Source organism: Bradyrhizobium erythrophlei (genome assembly GCF_900129505.1).
In the GTDB taxonomy this organism is placed as follows: domain Bacteria; phylum Pseudomonadota; class Alphaproteobacteria; order Rhizobiales; family Xanthobacteraceae; genus Bradyrhizobium; species Bradyrhizobium erythrophlei_D.
Window position 1 is genome coordinate 4,973,640 of the sequence record NZ_LT670818.1, and the last position, 18,235, is coordinate 4,991,874.

Sequence of the window (18,235 nt, forward strand, 5' to 3'; positions counted from 1 at the left end):
GACGCCGGCACTCGCACTACTCGACTGACGAAAGGACGAATTGATGATCGAGCTTCACTACTGGACCACGCCTAGTGGCCACAAGAACACAATTTTCCTTGAGGAAAGGGGGCTTCCCCATCGCATCGTGCCAGTCAATATCAGCGTGTCTAGGAGGAAGTCGTGATTAACCATCTTAAGTCAGCCCGCACCGCGGCCGAGCGTCATGATGACGAGCTCAAGGTCCGAGAGACGGTCGCCACTATATTGGTCGATATCGAAAGGCGCGGCGATGTGGCCGTACGTGAGCTTTCCCAGAAGTTCGACAACTATTCCCCGTCGAGCTTTCTCTTGAGCGCGTCGGAGATCGAGGCGCTGGTGAACAAGGTCTCGAGCAAGGACATGCGGGACATCCGGTTCGCCCACGAACAGGTCCGCAACTTCGCGCAGATCCAGCGCGACTCGATGAAAGATGTCGAGGTGGAGACGCTGCCCGGGGTGATCCTCGGCCACCGGCACATCCCGGTACAATCGGTCGGCTGTTACATTCCGGGCGGTAAGTTCCCGATGGTGGCCTCGGCCCATATGTCCGTGGCAACCGCCAGCGTAGCGAAGGTGCCACGCATCATTGCGGCAACGCCACCTTTCAAGGGTGAGCCGAATCCGGCGGTGATTGCGGCCATGAAGCTGGGCGGAGCGCACGAGATTTACGTCATAGGGGGTATCCAGGCCATTGGCGCGATGGCCATCGGAACCAAAACGATCAAGCCAGTGGACATGCTGGTTGGGCCGGGTAACGCCTTCGTTGCCGAGGCCAAGCGGCAACTATATGGCCGGGTCGGGATCGACCTCTTCGCCGGGCCTACCGAGACCATGGTGATCGCCGATGAAACTGTCGATGCCGAGATCTGCGCAACCGACCTGCTGGGCCAGGCGGAGCATGGCTACAATTCCCCGGCCGTTCTCGTCACCAACTCCGGGAAGCTTGCTCGTGACACGCTGTCGGAAATCGAGCGCCTGTTGACGATCCTACCTACGGCTGAAACTGCTTCGAAAAGCTGGGAGGATTTTGGCGAGGTTATCGTTTGCGACAGCTACGACGAAATGCTCGCCGTCGCCAATAACATCGTCTCCGAGCATGTGCAGGTGATGACGGACCGCGATAATTGGTTCCTAGAAAACATGCGCTCATATGGCGCGTTGTTCTTAGGGCCCAGGACGAACGTCGCTAATGGTGACAAGGTGATCGGAACAAACCATACCTTGCCGACGAAGAAGGCCGGACGCTACACCGGCGGACTCTGGGTCGGAAAGTTTCTGAAAACCCATAGCTATCAGAAGGTTTTGACCGACGAGGCGGCGGCGCTAATCGGCCAATACGGCTCCCGCCTCTGCATGTTGGAAGGTTTTGTTGGCCATGCTGAGCAGTGCAATGTTCGCGTGCGACGCTACGGGGGCCTCAACGTGCCCTATGGCGCTGGCGCACCCTACCGCGAAGCGGCTGAATAGCATCTCGGTTTAGGCACTGGGAGGGACCGACATGAACCGAGTGAACGGAAGGCGGGTGGTTATCACTCAGACCAGCGCTTTCATGGGAAAGGACCTGATCGAGCTGTTTGCCGCGGAGGGGGCGGATCTGCTCGCCGACGATCGCGACCTGACAGTGCCTAGTGCCGCCGAGGCGCTTATCACGGAGGCGGGGGAAGTGGACGTGCTGGTCGTTAACCTCGCTGCCGAACAGCCGCGTACCTCGGTGCTCGATACAGATGACGCCATTTTCCGTGCGATGTACGAGGCGATGGTCTATCCGCTGCATCGACTCGTGCGAGCCGTATTACCGCAGATGATCGCGCGCCGCCGCGGCAAGATCGTGGTCATGGGCAGCGCTTCGGGGCTGAAGGGAATGCCGAATTATTCGGCCTATGGCTCGGCGCGGGGTGCACAGCTTGCATATGTGCAGGACGTCGGCACTGAGGTCGCACCACACAACGTACAGGTGAACGCGATCGCACAGACGTTCGTCGAGAACCCTACTTATTTCCCGCCAAGCTACCAGGCGACCGCCGAATTCAAAGAGCGGATCAAGGGTGCGCCGCTGGGGCGACTTGCCCATGGCTGGGAATCTGCGGCACTGGCCCTATTCCTCGCCGGTGACGAGAGCGATTTCTTCGTCGGTCAGGTCTTTCCCTTTTCGGGGGGCTGGGTCACGCGATGACGAGGACTCGCGATCGGTCCCGCCCCGACGGCGACTGGAACCACTTGTTTGCTGAGGTTGACACCCTCAAGATGCACTATGTACGCGAGGGACACGGGCAACCCCTGATCCTACTCCACGGTTGGCCGGAATTCTGGTGGGGGTGGCATCGAAATATCCCTGCGCTGGCGATGCGGTTTGATGTGATCACGCCAGACCTTCGCGGCTTCGGCGACACACGCGACACAAGTGCGCGGCCGGCCGGACCGGCGACCCACGCTCGAGACATTATGGCCTTTGCCGATGCGCTGGGTCTCGATCGGTTCGGCCTCGTCGCCCATGACGTCGGAGCATACGTGGCCCAGCACATTGCGCGGCTTGCGCCCGAGCGGCTGACGGGCCTCTTTTTCTTCAACGCCCCGTATCCCGGCATCGGCCGGCGCTGGGTGGACCCAGACCATGTCAAGGAGATCTGGTACCAATCCTTCAACCAGCAACTCTGGGCTCCGGAGCTTGTCGGCCACAGCCGCGAGGTTTGTCGTCTTTATTTCGATAGCCTGCTCAAGCACTGGTCGCATGCGCCGGGCGCCTTCGACGGTCAAATCGAGTACTTCGTCGACAATTTCATGAAGCCCGGCAATCTTGATGGCGGCTTCGCCTGGTATCGGGCGACTCATGCCGACCGCATGGCACTGGTGCGTCATGGTGCACCAGTGTTGCCGAAAATCGAGGTGCCGAGTCGCTTCTATTGGGGACGCTACGACCCGGTGATCCTCTGCGCTTGGATGGACCGGCTTCCCGAATACTTTGCGGAACCGGAGGTCGAGATTGCTGAGGGGGCAGGCCATTTCGTCCATTTTGAAACGCCAGAACCCGCGAACAAACGCGTGATCGAGTTTTTCACCGGACTCGGCTGACCGGCACGCTGACGCTCGCGGCGCCCGCAATATGGGACGCGCGGAGCACAGAACCCGCGCGGTCTGCACTCGTACCACTCGACTAACGAAAGGACGAATCGATGATCGAACTTCACTTCTGGACCACGCCCAATGAAAGATCACGGCCCTCTGAGGAGAGCGGGCTCTCCTATCAAACAGGGCGGCTAAGGTAGAAAGAAACCATCTCGTATCGGAAACCGTACAATGGGCTCTGACAGCACAACTGCGAACACCTCAAATGCGGCTACTTCCAACAGCCCTGTCTTGCTCGAGCGAGACGGAGACGTTGGGGTTCTAACAATGAGCCTTGCTCCGCACAATCTTGTTGGTCGAGAGCTCTCGACAGCCTTGATCTCTGGTCTTGCGCACGCTGTCGAAACTGGCTGTCGCGCGATCATCCTTCGCAGCAACCTTCGGCATTTTTCTGCTGGTGCCGATCTTTCGCTGTTTGATAACGAGGGCGTATCCGTCGAAGAGAGCCTCAAGCCGCTTGGAGTTCTCAAAGCCTTTGACGAGTGCCCGGTACCGGTCGTCGCGAGTGTCCACGGCGTAGCCGTGGGCGGAGGATTTGAGCTGGCGTTGGCTTGCGACATGATAATTGCAGCTTCTTCGGCCAAGTTCGGTCTGGTTGAAGCTACGCTCGGATTGCACCCGCTAATGGGTGGAGTACAGCGCGTCGTGGAACGTGTCGGAGCGGCGCGCGGTAAGGAAATCGTCATGATGGGCCGACGCCATGACGCTGCTACGCTGGAAAGGTGGAATATCATAAATCGCGTCGTTCCAGATGCGCAACTATACGAGCTGACGCTTGCCTTCGCGCGAGAGCTGGCTCTTGGACCCACCATTGCGCACGGCAGCACCAAGCGCCTCGTTAACATTTACCTTCGTGAGGGAATGGTGGCCGCCGACAACGCGATGTCAGATGTGCAAAAGCCGATCTGGAAAAGCCGCGATCTTGAACGCGGACTGCGATCCTACCGGGAAAAAGGCGCCGGTCTCGCCAAATTCGCGGGCAATTGAGGTTTAGGCAATGGCAGCTATGGGACCACTTGCAGGCATCCGCGTCATAGATTTCTCCCGCGTTCTTGCGGGCCCGCATTGCGCCAAGACTTTGCACGACCTGGGCGCAGAAGTCATCAAAATCGAACCACCGCGCCCCGATATCTCCCGGGCTGCGATTCCTCGTAATGAGGGGATGTCCTACTATTACATCCAGCAGAATACGGGAAAGCGCAATATTAGTCTGGATCTAAATCATGCCGAGGCCCGCGCAATTCCGCCCACGAACAATGTATTGACTTCCAGCGCGTGTGATGGGAAAGCCACATCGAATCGCAATAGCTATCTTTCGACTACGACCGCAAAGAACGGACGAGCTGGGGGCTGACCCTGACACAGCCATCGACTTAGAGCCGCATCGGCGGCTCTTTTTTCTTTTTAAGCCCCGCCGCGCGGCAACAAGCCGATAGACCAAGCTGGTCGATCGATAAATCCCGAGACCCAGCGCCGCGTTGATGACCAAGGCGTGCAAACCAAAGCGTAAGCCTCGTCGCGACGCCGAGCGCACGCGCGATCGCCGAGGAGATCGCATCCCCTCAGGCGGGCGAAGGCTGCCTTTCTTCGCCTGGCCACGTCGCTGCGATCCGCAACGTTGGTGTTGATCACGACGGGAGAGCCCCGTCGCTGCGATAGGCATTGGCGCCGCTGACCGTATGACGCGGTGACTTGTCCCCATGCTCGATGACGGGATCAACCGGCGGGAAGATGCCGTCATATATCGCGCGGGCTTCTCGAATTAGGCGGGCTCGCTCGCCCTCGGACTTTGGCATGAATGGAATAACCTCGCCCATGCTCGCTCCATACGCTTATCAGAATGACTCTAAGATGATATGACGAAGATCATTTAATGTATGACTTGGGACCTCCGCACCGATTTTGAAACCCTGCAGGCAGTTACGAAGGAATAAAAAACACGTGACTGGGCCGGGCGCCGGACAAACGCGGTTGTGGTGGTGTTCCTGGCGTCAGACGAAGCGCACATGGTGAGCGGCGCGAAGTGTCCTGAAGCCGCGCGGTCGACTGTCAGCGTATGGGTGCAGGAGCGGCGTACAAGCCAGTAGCTTCTTCCTTCCGTAAGCGTTATGCGATTTTGCGTCGCGACGGCGCGGTGTTCGGCGTGGCCGGCATTTGGAAAAGACTATGGATTAGTAGTGAGCCTCAAACATCGCTTTGTCTTGTATGAAGGCATTCAATTAGCCGAGTGCGCACGCCATCTCCACGAAATCGACAGGGGTAAGCCGTGGGCCGCTGAGTAGCAGCCGCACCGCCGCCGCCGAGATCAAGGCGATGATACGCCGGACGGCGGGAACATCCCATTGGGCTGCGCGTGATTGAGCAGCGCGACGCTCTGGTCTCCGCTGCCCAGCATCTTGCGCGGGCTAGGGACGCCCTTCGGATTCCGGTGGCGTCTTATCATTTGTCTTCGAGGGCGGCGTTTCTCCAACCGCGCCACGCATTGCGGACATCTCGTGCTCCCTTTCCACGATGATGCTCTGAGCCAAACGGCGAAGCTCCTCATTATGGCCGTATTTGAGCTCGGCTCGGGCCATGTCGATGGCGCCTTGATGGTGGGGTATCATGAGGGCGACGAAATCGCGGTCGACGTCGCCGGTCGGATCGGCCATCTCGCTCATGTCCAAGCTCATCTTGCTGATGGCCAGTTCATTGTCGACTATGAATTGGAGCTCGGTTCTATTGCTGGCCGCAGCGGGGACGTGGCGCGTCCTGGTTTGATCATGCGCAAAGACAATTGGAGTGGTCGTTAAGATCGATACTGTCATCGCCAGCGGGACGAGTCGCTTGCGAACGGACGAGTGCCACGAAGCCATGATGTCCTCCATCACAATACGTCGAAGGGAGGGCGCCCTCCCTTCGCTTGATGGTGATCGTCGACAGAAGCGACGGGACGCGCAAATCGATCGCTTTGCTCACGTTCATCGCGGGCGGCCGACCGAGCCAATGCTTTAGCCCCATCGGCGTGCGCGGCCTTTTCAGCTCCCCGCTCTTAGTCCTCCGCAAGCGCCTTGAGCTGACCCGCAATCCTTCGGTCAGTCATGTTTTTGGCAGCGCGGAGCAAGGTCCGCGCGGTTTCGAGGTACTCCTTGCTAACCATGTCGCCTCCACAATCACCCAGCTCGAAAAGGATGTGGGCACATTCGGGCGGCTGCGAGCTCACTATTAGCGTTGCAGAATTGCTGGCTGGCGGCTATGGGCGCCACACGCGCTTCGCGCACGTGATGATACTTGGCTGTGGCCGCTTGAACCGTCGATCCGGCAATCAGCAACGCGCCGAGAATAGCAAAAGCTGCTCTTCTCAACTCAATCTCCGTTAGTGGACGCTCTGTCGAGATAACCGCACCTCGCGTTGTGCGTCATTGCCTGACGCTAATCCATGACTCTGCATAAATGAAATCGTATGTTTTTATAAATTGGATAAACACAGTCTATAGAACGGAACTCTACCAGATCCGACACTTCGCCTCGGTCGCGGAGACCGGCAGTTTCACGAAGCGGCAATTAGGGCCGCCGTATCGCAGCATGCACTCTCCGCTTCGATAGCCAAGCTGGAAGAGGAGTGGGGTGAAGCTGTTCCACTGATCACCGAAGGCGGTCACTCTCACCCCGGCGGGTCATTGCCAACGGCCGATCCGCAAAGCAGAGGCAGTTTGCCTGCCGTGGCAAGGTAAAGCATTTCCGGCATTCCGGTCGATGTCAGTCCACCGATCACGAAGGGAAATCAACCGCAAGTGCGCAGGCGTCCGGGGCTCCCACGATTCAGACGAGAGAGCCATGCAGACGATCACGACGATCGGTTTAGACATCGCCAAGTCGGTTTTAATGCTGCGAGCGCTTGCTTTCACGGCTGTGAGTGTCAGTGAGGGCGGGGGCTTAGGTTGCCTACGGCGAACTTACATCGTACCGCCTCGCGACGAGCGCCACGTGGTTCGTGTAGTTCGTCGTCATTTCAAGCTTTCACGCGATGCGACCGGGTCGAATGAGCTCTCAAAGCGCGCTAAGGCCGCCATCGACGACAAGATCGACGCCGGCGACGTAGCTGCTCTCATCCGACGCCAGAAAGAGCGCTGCGGCTGCAATCTCTTCTGGTTGACCAAGGCGGTTTAGCGGCGTGGCAGCCCTAAAGCTCACCTGTATCGCATCCGCGTCTTCCGTCGTGCTCGCCAGCGCATCGATGATGGGCGTATCGATCGCGCCGGGGCTGATGGCATTGACGCGGATACTGCGGTCCTTGAGTTCTGCCGTCCATGTGCGGACGAAGGAGCGAACGCTGGCCTTGGTTGCGCTATAAGCGGTGTCGTTTGGGATACCCTTGAAAGCGGCGATGGATGAGAGGAGGATAATAGAGCCGCCATCGCGAATGAGCGGCAGTGCTTTTTGAACCGTGAAGAGAAGGCCACGCACGTTGACGCCGAAGGTCTTGTCGAAATTGTCTTCCGTCGTGTCAACGAGCGTTCGCGGATCGATGAAGCCCGCGTTCGCGACCAAGATGTCGATCTTGCCTTGGTCCTCGCGAATTCTTGCGTAGAGTCGGTCGAGATCACGAGGGTCTTGCACGTCACCTTGAACGGTGGCGATGCGTTGTCCGATCAGAGCAGCCGCCATGTCGAGCTCGTTCTGCCGACGGCCGGTAATGTAGACAAATGCTCCTTCCCTTGTGAAGCGCTGCGCCATGGCCAATCCGATGCCACTGCTGCCGCCAGTGATAACTGCTAACTTGCCTTCCAACCTGGGCATGACGGTTCTCCAATCTGTAGTCGCCCTCACGGTGGTGACCATGCGGTTTGCGAGCGAGATAGGCCTGTCGACTATCCGATGTGGAATGAGACAGTCCGGCGATCCCCAGGGCGGACTAATCCTGAAGTTCGGGGCGCCCCCGGTTTCCTGCGGGCCCGACTCGGATTCGCATTCCCGAATGGGCAATCGCCGGCGAGCGGGAAGCTCGCCGACGACGCATCGCCATCGGCAGAGTGCCACCTTATTGCCGCGTCAGGCGAACAACGTCCTGCCTCAGGAGTGCAGCGCGCGCACAGGCGGATTTTGAGTGGTGTGGGTAATCGTGGTCATGGTCGTTATCCTTTCGGATCTGAGATCTTTGGGGGCGCATGGTCGCTTCACGCGACTGCAGGGAAGTCGATCTCGGTGTCGTTGATGCGGTTGAAGACGTTCGTGAAGGTGATGGTCGCGAAGGCCAGGCTGATCTCGACCAACTGGGCATCGCTGTAGCCGGCGGCCTTGATCGCGGCGAAATCCTCGTCGCTGACGGTGCCGCTTGACTGCGCAAGCTTGCGGACGAAGCTGACCAGCGCATCACGCTTGGGATCGCCGGTGGGTTGGCCCGCACGGATCTGCTTGAGCGCGTCCGGCCTCACGCCGGCGAGCTTGGCCAGATAATTGTGCGCGGCCACGCAGTAGTCACAGCCGGCGGCGCCGCTGATGACAAGCTTGATCACTTCCTGATCGCGCTTGGTCAGCGTGCCCGCAGCGAGAACCGTATCGACGGCGAGGACCGACTTGAGGGCGGCAGGGCCGTGGGCTGCAATGGCAGCGAATGTTTTCGGGACGCTGCCGATGGCCTTCTTGATCTGGGCATAGATCCGACCAGACGGGCCAGTGTCGGATTCGAGATTCGGGACTGAAAGACGGGACATAGTGGCACTCCTCGTTGGGGTTGGTGAACGATTGCCGAGTGACTCTATGGATCCGGGCTGAGACTTTGAACGTCGATGGGTCTCAACTATATGCTCCATCGTCTCAACTGGATTCCTTTCAGGAGGTCGCCATGGATTGGCTCAGCCGTCTGTTCGAAATGATGCCGGTACGCGGGCGCCTGGACTTGCGCTGCTCCTATGGCGCGCCCTGGCGCATCAATCAGGGGCCGGGCGAGGCGAACGAGATCCCGTACCACGCCGTGCTCGCCGGCTCCGCGATACTGGAGCACCCGGCTGCCGGTCGACCGTTGCAGCTGAAGCCCGGCGACGTCCTTCTGCTTCCCGGCAACCCACGGCACGTCATGCACGACGGCAGCGGCGCGCGAGCGAAGCCGGCGCGAAATCGCCAAGAGCTCAATCTCGTGATCAGTGAGAACGCTGGCAGGGGCGAGCGGCTCGATCTGCTCTGCGGACACTTCGCGATCGCGCCACCGCACGACCGACTTTTGCGCAGCTATCTGCCGCCACGTCTGGTCGTGCATGCGGGTGCAGCCGGCGAGCAGAAGGAGACCGCGGCGCAGCTCGCCGGCCTCGTCACCCTGATGCGCAGGGAATCGGCGGACGATCATCTGGGCGGTCGTGCGATGCTCAATGCGCTCTCGACGGCGATGTTCGCGCTTGTGCTACGGCTCGCCAGCGAGACCGAGAATGCGCCACGCGGCCTTCTTGCCCTGGCCGGTCATCCGCGCCTTGCGCCGGCGGTGGCCGCACTGTTCAACGAACCTGCGCGCGCCTTGTCACTGCCTGAGCTCGCGCAACGGTCCGGCATGTCGCGCGCCACGCTCGCCCGCCAGTTCCAGGAGAAGCTCGGGCGGTCGGCCAGCGACCTCCTGACCGACATCCGGATGACGATGGCAGCGAACGAACTGAGACGTTCATCCCTTTCAACCGGTGCGGTCGCTGAGGCGGTCGGGTATCAATCGGAAGCGGCCTTCCAGCGTGCCTTCAAGAGCCACATGGGCATTACGCCGGCGCAGTGGCGCAAGAAGCAGGAGGCGTCCGGCCGGGAGGTCTTCGCAAGGCCTGCGGGCGTAGCAGCCGACGCGAAGCCAGCGGAGACGCTTGAGGTGGATTCTCCGTCACGCGAGGGCCAGAAAGGGGCTCGGCGGTCCCCTCGAAGAGACCGCCGCGCCTTGTAAGCGTGCAGCTTGTCAGCATCCGCGGCAGATAATCAGCTTGCGGTCCAGCTCCTTGTTGAACTGCTGCTGCTGTCGCTCCCATTCCGAGACCCCTTCCGATTGAGGGACGTCGTCCCGCCGCGGTTGGAAATGACCGACCGGAGCACGCCAGGGCCGATGCGAAGTCAACGTGATCGATGCGTTCCTTGTAACAAGCGTCTTGACTTTGGCATGATCTGCGCTCGCGCTGACCGGAAGATCGGGATAGACGCTGACAGATTCGTGCTGATAGGCAGCGTGCGCAGGTGAAAGAGTTCCGACAAACATAAGACCTGCCCTTGCGGTGTTGATTGCGTGCTTCAGGACCGAGATCCGGGACATGGCGAACTCCTTTGGAGGAGGCTCGGGACGAGCAACTCCGTTGCCCGTCACCGTACTCATCCATCCAAAACGCTGAATGCCGACCGGGATCGAAGACATGCTCGTTCGTCTCGTGAGCTGGCTCCAGATCCGCTCATGGCCGCTGCGTTGGACTGTCTTTCGCTACGCTGAAGGTACACTGGAAAAAGTACAAACGCTCTCGCCTGGGCTGTCGCGCCCGGAAGGAAGAATCGCAAGTCAAGCGCAGCTAGACTGTATTCGAACAGGACCGCGGGGACGGTGCCCGATCGTAGTTCGGGAATGAACATCCGCTCCGACGCGAAGGTCGATCGCCGATGCGTCCGTTAATCGGTACGACCGACCCTAAAGAACTGATAGCGGATTTTATTTCGAGGATTTTCGGCATTGCCGAATGTCGGTAAGACCAGCTCCGTCAGTGAGCGGGCAAGTTCGCAGAGTATCGGAGTTGAGCGAGTGCGAGAGGCATACCTTCCTGGCTATCAGGGCGCCAAAGACTTACGCACAACGCTTTCGATCGACGATCTAGCCATTCCAACGCCGCGCGAAAAGGACGCTGCGCGTGCCAACCAAGCCAGGGTCCCCAACGGCCTCGCCTTGCTTGCCATCTCAGCGATTATTTAGAGGGCCGAGACCGCGGGTCAACCTGCGCCGTTGCGGTCAAGCCAGCGACCAGGCGTACGCCGCTAGGCTGAATGCCTTGAGGCGGTCCGAAAGCGCCTGCGGCAGCGTGATGTACAGGGTCTCGCCGGCGAACCTGACCTATGAGGCGCTCGGCGCCCGCGTCGCGGCCCTGGCCCGCCGGCTGCAGGCTGTCGGCGTCGGCCCGGAGACCGTCCGACATGCGCTGGAAACGCCGGAATTTCGCCTTTTGACCGATATTGTTGCAAAAGTCTTTTTGGGGTGGCGAACGAAAATTCTCCGACCCGTGGGTGCCGCGATTGAACAATGATGTGGGGGGCCACGTCGCCAAGCGCCAAACTCACAGGCGATTCTGGTAGCGTGTTTGAAGCCCTAATGATCGCGATTGTCGCTTGTTTCGTTCTTTGGCGGAAAATAAGCCGCTGCGCCTTTTGGGACTTTTGCAACAATATCTGCCAAACCGGAACTCGGTGCATCGCTGCAGCACTTGCCTTGTGCGGAACTAATTAGCCCGCGTACAGCACGATGTCGAATACCACCACTTTCGACTCTGGTTCGAACTCGGGAGGCGGCGGCAATAGCTTCGTGATGAGCAATTCCGTTCGCCCCGCACTTTGCAGAAAACGATCCGTACTGTTGTAAGGGTCGCCTTCGAAGTACATTTGGGTCACAAGTCGATCTTGCCGGCCATAAACTTCGAAGTGAATGTGCGCTGGCCGGATTGTGTTGGGACCGACAGGATACGCGGCTGGTTTGATAGTCTTGAAGCTATATCGACCCTCCAAGTCCGTGGTCAGAACGGCTGATCCTTCAAAGTTGGGATCGAGCGGCGCAGGGTTTGTATCGCTCGGATGAGTGTAGCGCCCATGAGCGTTGGCTTGCCAAATCTCGATTTTGGCGTTGCGAACGGGCTCACCCTTCAAATTGAGCACCCGTCCCATGACGTTCAGGATTTCACCCTCGGCTCGACCTGGCCGACCGGCCACTTTCGTCAGATCGATATTTTGATCAAAAGGTTTCATTGGATAGAACGGACCAAGTATTTGGCCAGGCGTGCGCTGCAAGGCCGCTTGAGCAAACGCGAACTTGGTTGAGACGAGGCTTGTGACGCCAAGTATCGCAGACATTCTCAAGATTTCCCGACGGCTGAGATCACCTATGGAGAAAGTCGCCATTGCCGAGTCCTCCTCAATTTTCGCAGCATTTTCAGTTGGACACAGGCATCCACCTGAATATTCGATATCCTCCGATCCCTGAAGTCGCGAAGAATACCATTAGGCCCGCTCACCCGCCAACGTTAATGCAAGAAAAACCAATCCTGACCGGCTCACGGAGTTTCCAGCTATTCCCCGCCTCCGCGCGTGGGAACAACGTCCGCTCCGCCACCGCGCCACATCTCGACTCTACCCAACTGAGAAGAACTCAAAGTGAGAAAATGTCTTCCGGGTTACCCCTGAAAGCGGTCATCGCTCGATGCAGTTGGCATGTCTCAAACGTGCCAGGAAGAGACGTGGCGCTTGCTCCTTCGCGTACCCCGGCAAAAAGTGTAGACTAATATGCGAGCTGCCGCCGGAGCGTGTTGCCAGGTCCTTAGCTCGCGACGACAGGTGGATCGGTTCGAGCCGGAGGGTCGCAATGGGTAGGCGGATCGCATGGGGGCTGATTTGCTTGTGTCTGCTCACAAGTTTAGCGCAGGCACAAGCCGAGCGCTGCACGACCGAAACACTTCAAGGCCGGTTTGTATTCACAGGCCGCGGCTTTATTGAGCCCGGGGAGCCTGGCATCCAACGAGTGCATTACGGCATCTTCGTTTTTGACGGGACGGGAAAGTTCTCGGGGAAGCAATCCTCCAGTCGGGGCGGCAAGATTGGCCGCGAGAAGCTGGAGGGGACCTACACGCTCGATCCAGATTGCACAGGAACGATGACTTTCGAGTCGGTTGTGAATCCGGGAAGCCAAATCCACTGGGACCTATACCTGACCGATGACCATAAGAGGGGCCATATCATTCGCATGGATGACGGCTCAATGGCGGTTCGGAGTTTTGAGAAATAGTGATTGGACGCTGACGCCCGCTAAGGGTCGGAAGCGCCGTTTTGAGCGCCGGCCGATGACTTCCGGTCTGCTCCCAACTCCGGACATCCCCAGCGCCCGTCGGCACGTCTCAAAGGTGCCGCCAGAAGCAGACATGCCACCATTTCATTCGATCACCGCGTCCGCACGGGAGAGAAGGGTCGGCGGTATCGTCAAACCAAGCGCCTTGGCGGCGTTGATGTTGAGTTCACAGTGGGAGGCCGCGACATCAATGCTTCGGCGGCGTGTGCGAACATCCGGGGCGTTCGTCGCGGCAGCTTTCATCCCTCCGAGATCGGGCTGCTCTGTTTCGCTCTGGCCGTTGTGTGTACCGATAACCTGATCCGAGTTGATGACGTGATGGAATCGCCTAAGCTGGCGGAATGATCGGGCAGCTCTGTTTCGTTCTGGCCGTCCTGGCCTCACCATTCAAGTCGAAGTTGCGGCTTGAAGCTGAGAATGCGGTGCTTCGACATCAGTTGAATGTCGTGAGGCGTAGGCTGAATGGTCGCGTCCAGCTCACGAACAATGACCGCTGGTTCTTTATCCAGCTATATCGCTGGTTTCCTTCTATCCTGCAGGTTCTCACAATCATCCGGCCCGAGACACTCGTGCGTTGGCACGGGGCCGGCTTTCGCTCCTACTGGCGTTGGAAGTCGCGCCCGTTGGGAGGGCGTCCGCAGATCCACACGGAGCTGCGCGCGTTGATCCGGCGGATGAGCGTCGAAAACCCGCTTTGGGGCGCGCCACGCATTCACGGCGATAGGCGACGAACCCGCCTGCGAACGGAGCCCCTGATCGTCGCCGGCATTGACGACTGGGCCTTCCGCAAGAACCATCGCTACGGCACAATCGTGTGCGATCTGGAGAGGCGGCGGATCGTAACTCTACTTCCAGATCGCGAGACTGCAACGGTGCGGACCTGGCTTTCCGACCATCCGGAGATCAGAGTCGTATCGCGCGACCGTGGCGGCGGCTACGGAGAGGCTGCGGCAAAGGCGCTGCCCGCTGCCGTCCAGGTCGCCGACCGTTGGCATCTAATGGAGAACGCGAGCGCGGCCTTCCTCAATGCCGTACGCCGCTCCATGCGGGCGATCCGCACCGCAATCGGTGCAACGACGATCAATCCGGAACTGCTGACTCGCGCGGAAAGGCTGCAGTATGAAGGGTATCTCCGGCGCAAGCAGACGAATGAAGCCATCATGGCGCTCGTCAGGGACGCCGTGCCTCTCAAGGAGATCGTCCGTCGAACAGAACACAGCCGTAAACTCGTTCGCCAAGTTAGTCGCGGTGAGAGTACGGATGTCTTCCGGACACGGCAAAGCACGCTCGATGCCCACTTGCCCTTTTCTGGACGCGCAATGGACCGAGGGCTGCCGTAACGGCGCAGAGCTCTGGCGTCGCTTGCAAGGGCAAGGCTTCCATGGCTCCTTGCGTGTAGTCAGCGAGTGGACGACACGGCGACGACGAGCCGCGAAGGCGACCAATCAACAACTGCAAAAAGTTCCTTCCGCGAGAACTATCTCGCGATTGATGACCACCGCGCGCGACAATCTTGGCAAAGCAGAAACAGTCACCATCGCCGCCATCGAGGCGCACGTTCCCACACTCGTCGAAGCCCGCGTGCTCGTCGAAAGCTTTCAGGCCATGGTGCGAAAGAAGCTCGTCGCAAATCTCGATCCATGGATCGCTACCGCCAGCGTGAGCCTGGTCGCGTCTTTTGCGAGTGGCATCACTCGAGACAAGGCCGCCATCCGTGCCGCCCTCACCGAGCCTTGGTCGAATGGCCAGACCGAAGGGCAGATCACGAAGCTTAAGCTGGTAAAACGCCAGATGTATGGACGGGCGAAGATCGACCTCCTGCAAGCCCGGCTGCTAGGCGCCATCTAGTTGCGCAAACCGTCATCGAAGTTGCGTCGGAGCCAATATTGCAAGCCGAATGACACACTGGACGCGCTGGCTCGGGCCCGAGCATCGCTGCCTGGTGCCGTTTCACCTCGTTTTCCGAATACGACACGATGGACGGCAAGAAGGTGCCTGTCTGGTTCGCCCCAGATGAGAGCCGCCCCCTGCTCGCCTTCGCCGGCCTGTTAACGCGCTGGACCAGCGTCCGGAAGGCGAAGGCATCCAGCCTACCCAGTGAACATCCAGAGTTGCTCGCTGGCCATGTAACCCGCCAGCAGCAGGATACCGAACGCGACGATAAGCGCTGCAGCGCCGACCTCGATCGCGCGCATTGAACCTCGATTTGAATGTCGACGAGCAGGAATCACAGCGCAGGCGTCGGTAGGGCGGCGTAGACCATCGGCCGCGCGCTGTAGGCTCAATCCGGGGCCCCGTGAGAGGCGCGGGGAGAGAGGACCGTGTCCAACGGGTCGCAGCGAAGGAAGTGCGCGAGCTTGCTGAGGCGTCTGCTCGATCCGGACGCGAAGCGCACCATGCGTTGATCAGCGATCGCGATGATATGGCGAAAAGCGCCGCCACGAAGCGCGAGGAGAAAACATCACCATGGCCGATGCTGCACCCCAGATTCCCAACTTTGGCTCGTCGGGGAGTTCGCGCTGCGCCGCGGGGCTCAGCGCTGGTGGCCGAGCCCGATGCCGAGCTGGTGCGCCTTGGCCCGAAGCGCCGGCACCGTGCGCTTCATCTGCTTCGAGATCTTGGCGATCGGCGTCTTGGCCTTGGAGTGCGCCTTCAGCGCCTTCACGTCGTCCTTGGAGTATTCGCGCCGCACGCTCTTTTTCGCCTTCGCCATGTCAGTCCCTGTTTGTTGAGGATAAGCGTCGCCAACAAACGACGGGGCAAGTCGTTCCCCGGCGGCGAGCGCTTCGCGCGTGGTTGTATACGTCCGCAACAGAGTTGCAAGGCCCTTGAAACTATCACCCAACCCGTAGACAGTGCCTGCGGAGGGGGTAGTACATGACGAAGATTATCGCGGTCATCGTGTCGGCGCTGGCGCATATCCGGTGAGCGGGCGCGCCCCTGCCAGGATGAGACGGGTCGAACCGCTCGCCGCGCCGGCCCCGATGTGCGCTGCAGAGGCAAGATACCTGGCGCCCCTGAACCCGCCAGACGCGGGCCAGAGGCGCGTTCCTGGGACCGCTAGGCGGCCAGCTTGCGGAAGGGGTGGGTGCCCCGCTGATCGGCAGAGCCGCCGGCCTCGATCACTCGGGCAACGTCTTGCTTGAGCAGGTAGACAGAGACAACCAGCAAAACGAGATCCTTCAGAAGGAAAGCCGAAACTATCGTCATCGCCGGAAAGCCTCCGGCGCCAGCATCCCACGCGTCAGGAACGAACGGCAGGACCGTGAAGGTAGCGATGAAGGTGAAGGTTGAACCGAGAGCGCCCAGCATTCCCGCTTTCTTGTTCCAGAAACCCAGAAGCAGCAACGTGCCAAAGGTCCATTCTGAGGCGCCGAGAAAAATGGCGGTGCCGCGAATGCCCAGAACCGGAATCGTCCAGAAGATAAACGGGCCGTGGGTGATTATGGGCAGCAGTCCTCTGATCTCTGCTTCGAACCATTTGTCGTACCCGAACCATGCGAAGATGATTACCATCGCGGCGCGGAGCAGGTGATAATCGAGGTCGCGCTTCAGAAGGCCCGAGCGGCCCAGCATATTGGCAAGGTAATTCATGATCTTTCTCCATGTTGGAGCCGTGAGCCCTGCGTTCCTCGCCGGCTCGTCCCGGAAACTCCTTTGATCGATTGGCTTTCGTGAGCCTAATCTATGATTCTGGATTGAAGCCTGCCATGCGCGAAGCGCTCGATAGTATGCCCGGAAGTATCAAATGGCGGATGCAGCCACGTTCGATGCCAGGCACGAGCCTTCATGTGTGGCCGCCATAATCGCGCTTCATCAGGATGAAGGCTGCCGCCAGTGTCACTTCTGGATTTCTGCTGATGCGCGGCTTGTAGTCGGCCTCCGCAATTGCCGGCCCGATGTCGCCAAACATGTGCAGCGGTCTCAGGCGCCGGTCGTCGGCGCGCTCTCGCTCCGCTCTCCGGCCGTTTCGACATCATCGCATCCGCTATCGACCTCCATCGTGTCGCTCTCACCTACGTCACGAACAAGAAGGGCGGAGATCAGATACTGTCCGCGCTTCCGGGCATCGCGGACCGACAGCATCGGGACTTCGGGCGCAGCGCGATCGTCGAAAGCATCCGCACCGACCTGATTAGCGGCGGCCGGGGCGGTCGAGTCGATCGTGCGGAAGGCCGAAAAGCAGTTCGATCCGGCGACGGAGGACATCCAGGACGCGCTGAGAATGATCGTGGCCACCTCGGCGGTCTCGCATGGAGTCGACGTCGAGAACTTCAACGCGATGTTCTTCGCAGGCATGCCCACCGCGATCGACGAGTTCATCCAGGCGAGCTCGCGCGTCGGACGCACGCATGTCGGCTTTTCGATGCTGATTCCGACGCCGCAGAACAGACGGGACCGCTTCATCTTCGAGGTCCACGAAACGTTCCACCGTTTCCTGGAGCGCATGATCGCGCCCCCGGCGATCGAGCGGTGGGCCGATCGCGCCGTCGTCCGGGTCATTCCCTCGCTCATCCAGAACTGGCTCATCGGCAAGATCTATCAGGAGCAATTCGTCGCGGACGCGGATCCGGAGAAGAAGCGGACGCGCATCTTCAGCAAGGTTTCGTTCGTGCGCTCGCTGGTCAACCGCATGAAGACGGCCGCCTTCGTCGACGAAGCCGAAAAGTACATCGCCGGCTGCGTCGGGATCGACGCCGAAGTCGGCGGCGCCGACGCGCAACGGCAGATCGTCTCCGCGATGGTCAGAGATCGGCTGCAGGAGTTCGTGAGACTGCTCGACATGCCGACGGTTGTTGGGACGAACGAAGCTCTGACGGAGTGATAAGTTTTATTCCTAACGGGAATGGAGACCTGTCCTCCGAAAGGGATTAGTCTCTCGCTCAATCGCTCGGCGAGCTGAGGCGAATCTGAGTATTTCAAATGTGAGCGTTTGTATGAGGCCTCACTTCCATGAGCCATGATTTGAACGCAGAGATGGGCGGCAGGCTCGCCTTTAAAGGGCGGCAGGTACCAGCTCAAACCAGTCTGCAACGGAGAGTCTTATCCCAAGCTTTGATGGGC

At 59.7% G+C, this 18,235-nt stretch carries 21 protein-coding genes and 2 pseudogenes; 12 read left to right on the plus strand and 11 right to left on the minus strand.

Going from position 1 to position 18,235, the window contains the following annotated elements; genetic code table 11:
• The first annotated feature begins 162 nt into the window (after positions 1-162).
• The 5 genes from hisD (at position 163) to B5525_RS45860 (ending at position 4,498) form a co-directional block, all read left to right on the plus strand.
• Positions 163-1,488 (plus strand): histidinol dehydrogenase, encoded by a 1,326-nt coding sequence (gene hisD, locus B5525_RS22950; RefSeq protein WP_079568044.1) that lies wholly within the window; start codon positions 163-165, stop codon positions 1,486-1,488.
• A 31-nt stretch (positions 1,489-1,519) separates the two neighbouring features.
• Positions 1,520-2,194 (plus strand): SDR family NAD(P)-dependent oxidoreductase, encoded by a 675-nt coding sequence (locus B5525_RS22955; protein WP_079568045.1) that lies wholly within the window; start codon positions 1,520-1,522, stop codon positions 2,192-2,194.
• A 44-nt stretch (positions 2,195-2,238) separates the two neighbouring features.
• Entirely contained in the window at positions 2,239-3,090 is an 852-nt protein-coding gene (locus B5525_RS22960; RefSeq protein WP_244567544.1) for an alpha/beta fold hydrolase, read from the plus strand.
• Positions 3,091-3,411: 321 nt separating this feature from the next.
• Positions 3,412-4,131, plus strand: coding sequence for an enoyl-CoA hydratase/isomerase family protein (locus B5525_RS22965; RefSeq protein ID WP_244567545.1), 720 nt, complete (start codon positions 3,412-3,414; stop codon positions 4,129-4,131).
• 19 nt (positions 4,132-4,150) lie between these two features.
• Positions 4,151-4,498 carry a CoA transferase gene (locus B5525_RS45860; protein WP_079573686.1) on the plus strand — a complete coding sequence of 116 codons (348 nt, stop codon included), beginning with the start codon at positions 4,151-4,153 and terminating at the stop codon, positions 4,496-4,498.
• Positions 4,499-4,772: 274 nt separating this feature from the next.
• Here the strand turns inward: B5525_RS45860 and B5525_RS22975 are convergent, their stop codons facing one another.
• Complete coding sequence (locus B5525_RS22975) at positions 4,773-4,961, minus strand: hypothetical protein (RefSeq protein WP_079568048.1); 189 nt, start codon at positions 4,959-4,961, stop codon at positions 4,773-4,775.
• A 588-nt stretch (positions 4,962-5,549) separates the two neighbouring features.
• Positions 5,550-5,999 (minus strand): DUF305 domain-containing protein, encoded by a 450-nt coding sequence (locus tag B5525_RS22980; RefSeq protein WP_244567546.1) that lies wholly within the window; start codon positions 5,997-5,999, stop codon positions 5,550-5,552.
• Positions 6,000-6,049: 50 nt separating this feature from the next.
• Between B5525_RS22980 and B5525_RS22985 the strand changes: the two genes are divergently transcribed.
• Complete coding sequence (locus B5525_RS22985; protein WP_079568049.1) at positions 6,050-6,352, plus strand: hypothetical protein; 303 nt, start codon at positions 6,050-6,052, stop codon at positions 6,350-6,352.
• Between the two features lie 821 nt (positions 6,353-7,173).
• Here B5525_RS22985 and B5525_RS22990 read toward each other — a convergent pair.
• Together B5525_RS22990 and B5525_RS22995 are read right to left on the minus strand one after the other, a co-directional pair.
• Complete coding sequence (locus B5525_RS22990; RefSeq protein ID WP_079573689.1) at positions 7,174-7,923, minus strand: SDR family NAD(P)-dependent oxidoreductase; 750 nt, start codon at positions 7,921-7,923, stop codon at positions 7,174-7,176.
• Between the two features lie 377 nt (positions 7,924-8,300).
• Positions 8,301-8,837, minus strand: a complete 537-nt coding sequence (locus B5525_RS22995; protein ID WP_079568050.1) for a carboxymuconolactone decarboxylase family protein — start codon at positions 8,835-8,837, stop codon at positions 8,301-8,303.
• Positions 8,838-8,968: 131 nt separating this feature from the next.
• Between B5525_RS22995 and B5525_RS23000 the strand changes: the two genes are divergently transcribed.
• Entirely contained in the window at positions 8,969-10,036 is a 1,068-nt protein-coding gene (locus tag B5525_RS23000) for an AraC family transcriptional regulator (RefSeq protein ID WP_079568051.1), read from the plus strand.
• 12 nt (positions 10,037-10,048) lie between these two features.
• Here the strand turns inward: B5525_RS23000 and B5525_RS23005 are convergent, their stop codons facing one another.
• Positions 10,049-10,495, minus strand: coding sequence for a hypothetical protein (locus tag B5525_RS23005; RefSeq protein WP_154073374.1), 447 nt, complete (start codon positions 10,493-10,495; stop codon positions 10,049-10,051).
• 619 nt (positions 10,496-11,114) lie between these two features.
• Here B5525_RS23005 and B5525_RS23010 point away from each other — a divergent pair.
• Positions 11,115-11,366 (plus strand): hypothetical protein, encoded by a 252-nt coding sequence (locus B5525_RS23010; RefSeq protein ID WP_154073375.1) that lies wholly within the window; start codon positions 11,115-11,117, stop codon positions 11,364-11,366.
• A gap of 196 nt (positions 11,367-11,562) precedes the next feature.
• Here the strand turns inward: B5525_RS23010 and B5525_RS23015 are convergent, their stop codons facing one another.
• Positions 11,563-12,231 (minus strand): protocatechuate 3,4-dioxygenase, encoded by a 669-nt coding sequence (locus B5525_RS23015; protein WP_172899944.1) that lies wholly within the window; start codon positions 12,229-12,231, stop codon positions 11,563-11,565.
• 460 nt (positions 12,232-12,691) lie between these two features.
• Between B5525_RS23015 and B5525_RS23020 the strand changes: the two genes are divergently transcribed.
• Positions 12,692-13,111: a hypothetical protein gene (locus tag B5525_RS23020; protein ID WP_079568054.1), complete on the plus strand. Its 420-nt coding sequence runs from the start codon at positions 12,692-12,694 to the stop codon at positions 13,109-13,111.
• A gap of 144 nt (positions 13,112-13,255) precedes the next feature.
• Here the strand turns inward: B5525_RS23020 and B5525_RS44230 are convergent, their stop codons facing one another.
• Positions 13,256-13,414, minus strand: a complete 159-nt coding sequence (locus B5525_RS44230) for a hypothetical protein (RefSeq protein WP_154073376.1) — start codon at positions 13,412-13,414, stop codon at positions 13,256-13,258.
• Between the two features lie 380 nt (positions 13,415-13,794).
• Between B5525_RS44230 and B5525_RS23025 the strand changes: the two are divergent.
• Together B5525_RS23025 and B5525_RS23030 are read left to right on the plus strand one after the other, a co-directional pair.
• Positions 13,795-15,019, plus strand: a pseudogene (locus B5525_RS23025) (ISL3 family transposase); the annotation flags it as partial.
• 55 nt (positions 15,020-15,074) lie between these two features.
• A pseudogene (locus B5525_RS23030) lies at positions 15,075-15,252 on the plus strand (SOS response-associated peptidase family protein); the annotation flags it as partial.
• A 452-nt stretch (positions 15,253-15,704) separates the two neighbouring features.
• On the opposite strand, the gene B5525_RS23035 reads toward B5525_RS23030, so the two are convergent.
• The 4 genes from B5525_RS23035 to B5525_RS46475 all read right to left on the minus strand — a co-directional run bounded on the left by B5525_RS23035 (position 15,705) and on the right by B5525_RS46475 (position 17,380).
• Positions 15,705-15,884, minus strand: a complete 180-nt coding sequence (locus tag B5525_RS23035; RefSeq protein WP_079568055.1) for a hypothetical protein — start codon at positions 15,882-15,884, stop codon at positions 15,705-15,707.
• 347 nt (positions 15,885-16,231) lie between these two features.
• The gene (locus B5525_RS23040) at positions 16,232-16,765 is read right to left on the minus strand and encodes a YkgB family protein (RefSeq protein ID WP_074281241.1); all 534 of its coding nucleotides are present in this window, start codon (positions 16,763-16,765) and stop codon (positions 16,232-16,234) included.
• A 193-nt stretch (positions 16,766-16,958) separates the two neighbouring features.
• Positions 16,959-17,084: a hypothetical protein gene (locus B5525_RS47230; protein ID WP_276328788.1), complete on the minus strand. Its 126-nt coding sequence runs from the start codon at positions 17,082-17,084 to the stop codon at positions 16,959-16,961.
• Between the two features lie 11 nt (positions 17,085-17,095).
• Positions 17,096-17,380, minus strand: a complete 285-nt coding sequence (locus B5525_RS46475; RefSeq protein ID WP_244567547.1) for a hypothetical protein — start codon at positions 17,378-17,380, stop codon at positions 17,096-17,098.
• Positions 17,381-17,396: 16 nt separating this feature from the next.
• On the opposite strand from B5525_RS46475, the gene B5525_RS46480 reads away from it, so the two are divergent.
• On the plus strand, positions 17,397-17,996 hold the full coding sequence (locus B5525_RS46480; protein ID WP_079568057.1) for a helicase C-terminal domain-containing protein: 600 nt from the start codon (positions 17,397-17,399) through the stop codon (positions 17,994-17,996).
• Positions 17,997-18,235: the final 239 nt, after the last annotated feature.

Excerpts from the sequence above, each read along its gene's own strand:
- B5525_RS22955 (WP_079568045.1), top strand. The coding sequence starts at position 1,520 with ATGAACCGAGTGAACGGAAGGCGGGTGGTTATCACTCAGACCAGCGCT.
- B5525_RS22965 (WP_244567545.1), top strand. The coding sequence starts at position 3,412 with ATGAGCCTTGCTCCGCACAATCTTGTTGGTCGAGAGCTCTCGACAGCC.
- B5525_RS45860 (WP_079573686.1), top strand. The coding sequence starts at position 4,151 with ATGGGACCACTTGCAGGCATCCGCGTCATAGATTTCTCCCGCGTTCTT.
- B5525_RS22975 (WP_079568048.1), bottom strand. The coding sequence starts at position 4,961 with ATGGGCGAGGTTATTCCATTCATGCCAAAGTCCGAGGGCGAGCGAGCC.
- B5525_RS22980 (WP_244567546.1), bottom strand. The coding sequence starts at position 5,999 with ATGGCTTCGTGGCACTCGTCCGTTCGCAAGCGACTCGTCCCGCTGGCG.
- B5525_RS22985 (WP_079568049.1), top strand. The coding sequence starts at position 6,050 with ATGGTGATCGTCGACAGAAGCGACGGGACGCGCAAATCGATCGCTTTG.
- B5525_RS22990 (WP_079573689.1), bottom strand. The coding sequence starts at position 7,923 with ATGCCCAGGTTGGAAGGCAAGTTAGCAGTTATCACTGGCGGCAGCAGT.
- B5525_RS22995 (WP_079568050.1), bottom strand. The coding sequence starts at position 8,837 with ATGTCCCGTCTTTCAGTCCCGAATCTCGAATCCGACACTGGCCCGTCT.
- B5525_RS23000 (WP_079568051.1), top strand. The coding sequence starts at position 8,969 with ATGGATTGGCTCAGCCGTCTGTTCGAAATGATGCCGGTACGCGGGCGC.
- B5525_RS23005 (WP_154073374.1), bottom strand. The coding sequence starts at position 10,495 with ATGTCTTCGATCCCGGTCGGCATTCAGCGTTTTGGATGGATGAGTACG.
- B5525_RS23015 (WP_172899944.1), bottom strand. The coding sequence starts at position 12,231 with ATGGCGACTTTCTCCATAGGTGATCTCAGCCGTCGGGAAATCTTGAGA.
- B5525_RS23020 (WP_079568054.1), top strand. The coding sequence starts at position 12,692 with ATGGGTAGGCGGATCGCATGGGGGCTGATTTGCTTGTGTCTGCTCACA.
- B5525_RS44230 (WP_154073376.1), bottom strand. The coding sequence starts at position 13,414 with ATGAAAGCTGCCGCGACGAACGCCCCGGATGTTCGCACACGCCGCCGA.
- B5525_RS23035 (WP_079568055.1), bottom strand. The coding sequence starts at position 15,884 with ATGGCGAAGGCGAAAAAGAGCGTGCGGCGCGAATACTCCAAGGACGAC.
- B5525_RS23040 (WP_074281241.1), bottom strand. The coding sequence starts at position 16,765 with ATGAATTACCTTGCCAATATGCTGGGCCGCTCGGGCCTTCTGAAGCGC.
- B5525_RS47230 (WP_276328788.1), bottom strand. The coding sequence starts at position 17,084 with ATGTTTGGCGACATCGGGCCGGCAATTGCGGAGGCCGACTACAAGCCG.
- B5525_RS46475 (WP_244567547.1), bottom strand. The coding sequence starts at position 17,380 with ATGTCCTCCGTCGCCGGATCGAACTGCTTTTCGGCCTTCCGCACGATC.
- B5525_RS46480 (WP_079568057.1), top strand. The coding sequence starts at position 17,397 with ATGATCGTGGCCACCTCGGCGGTCTCGCATGGAGTCGACGTCGAGAAC.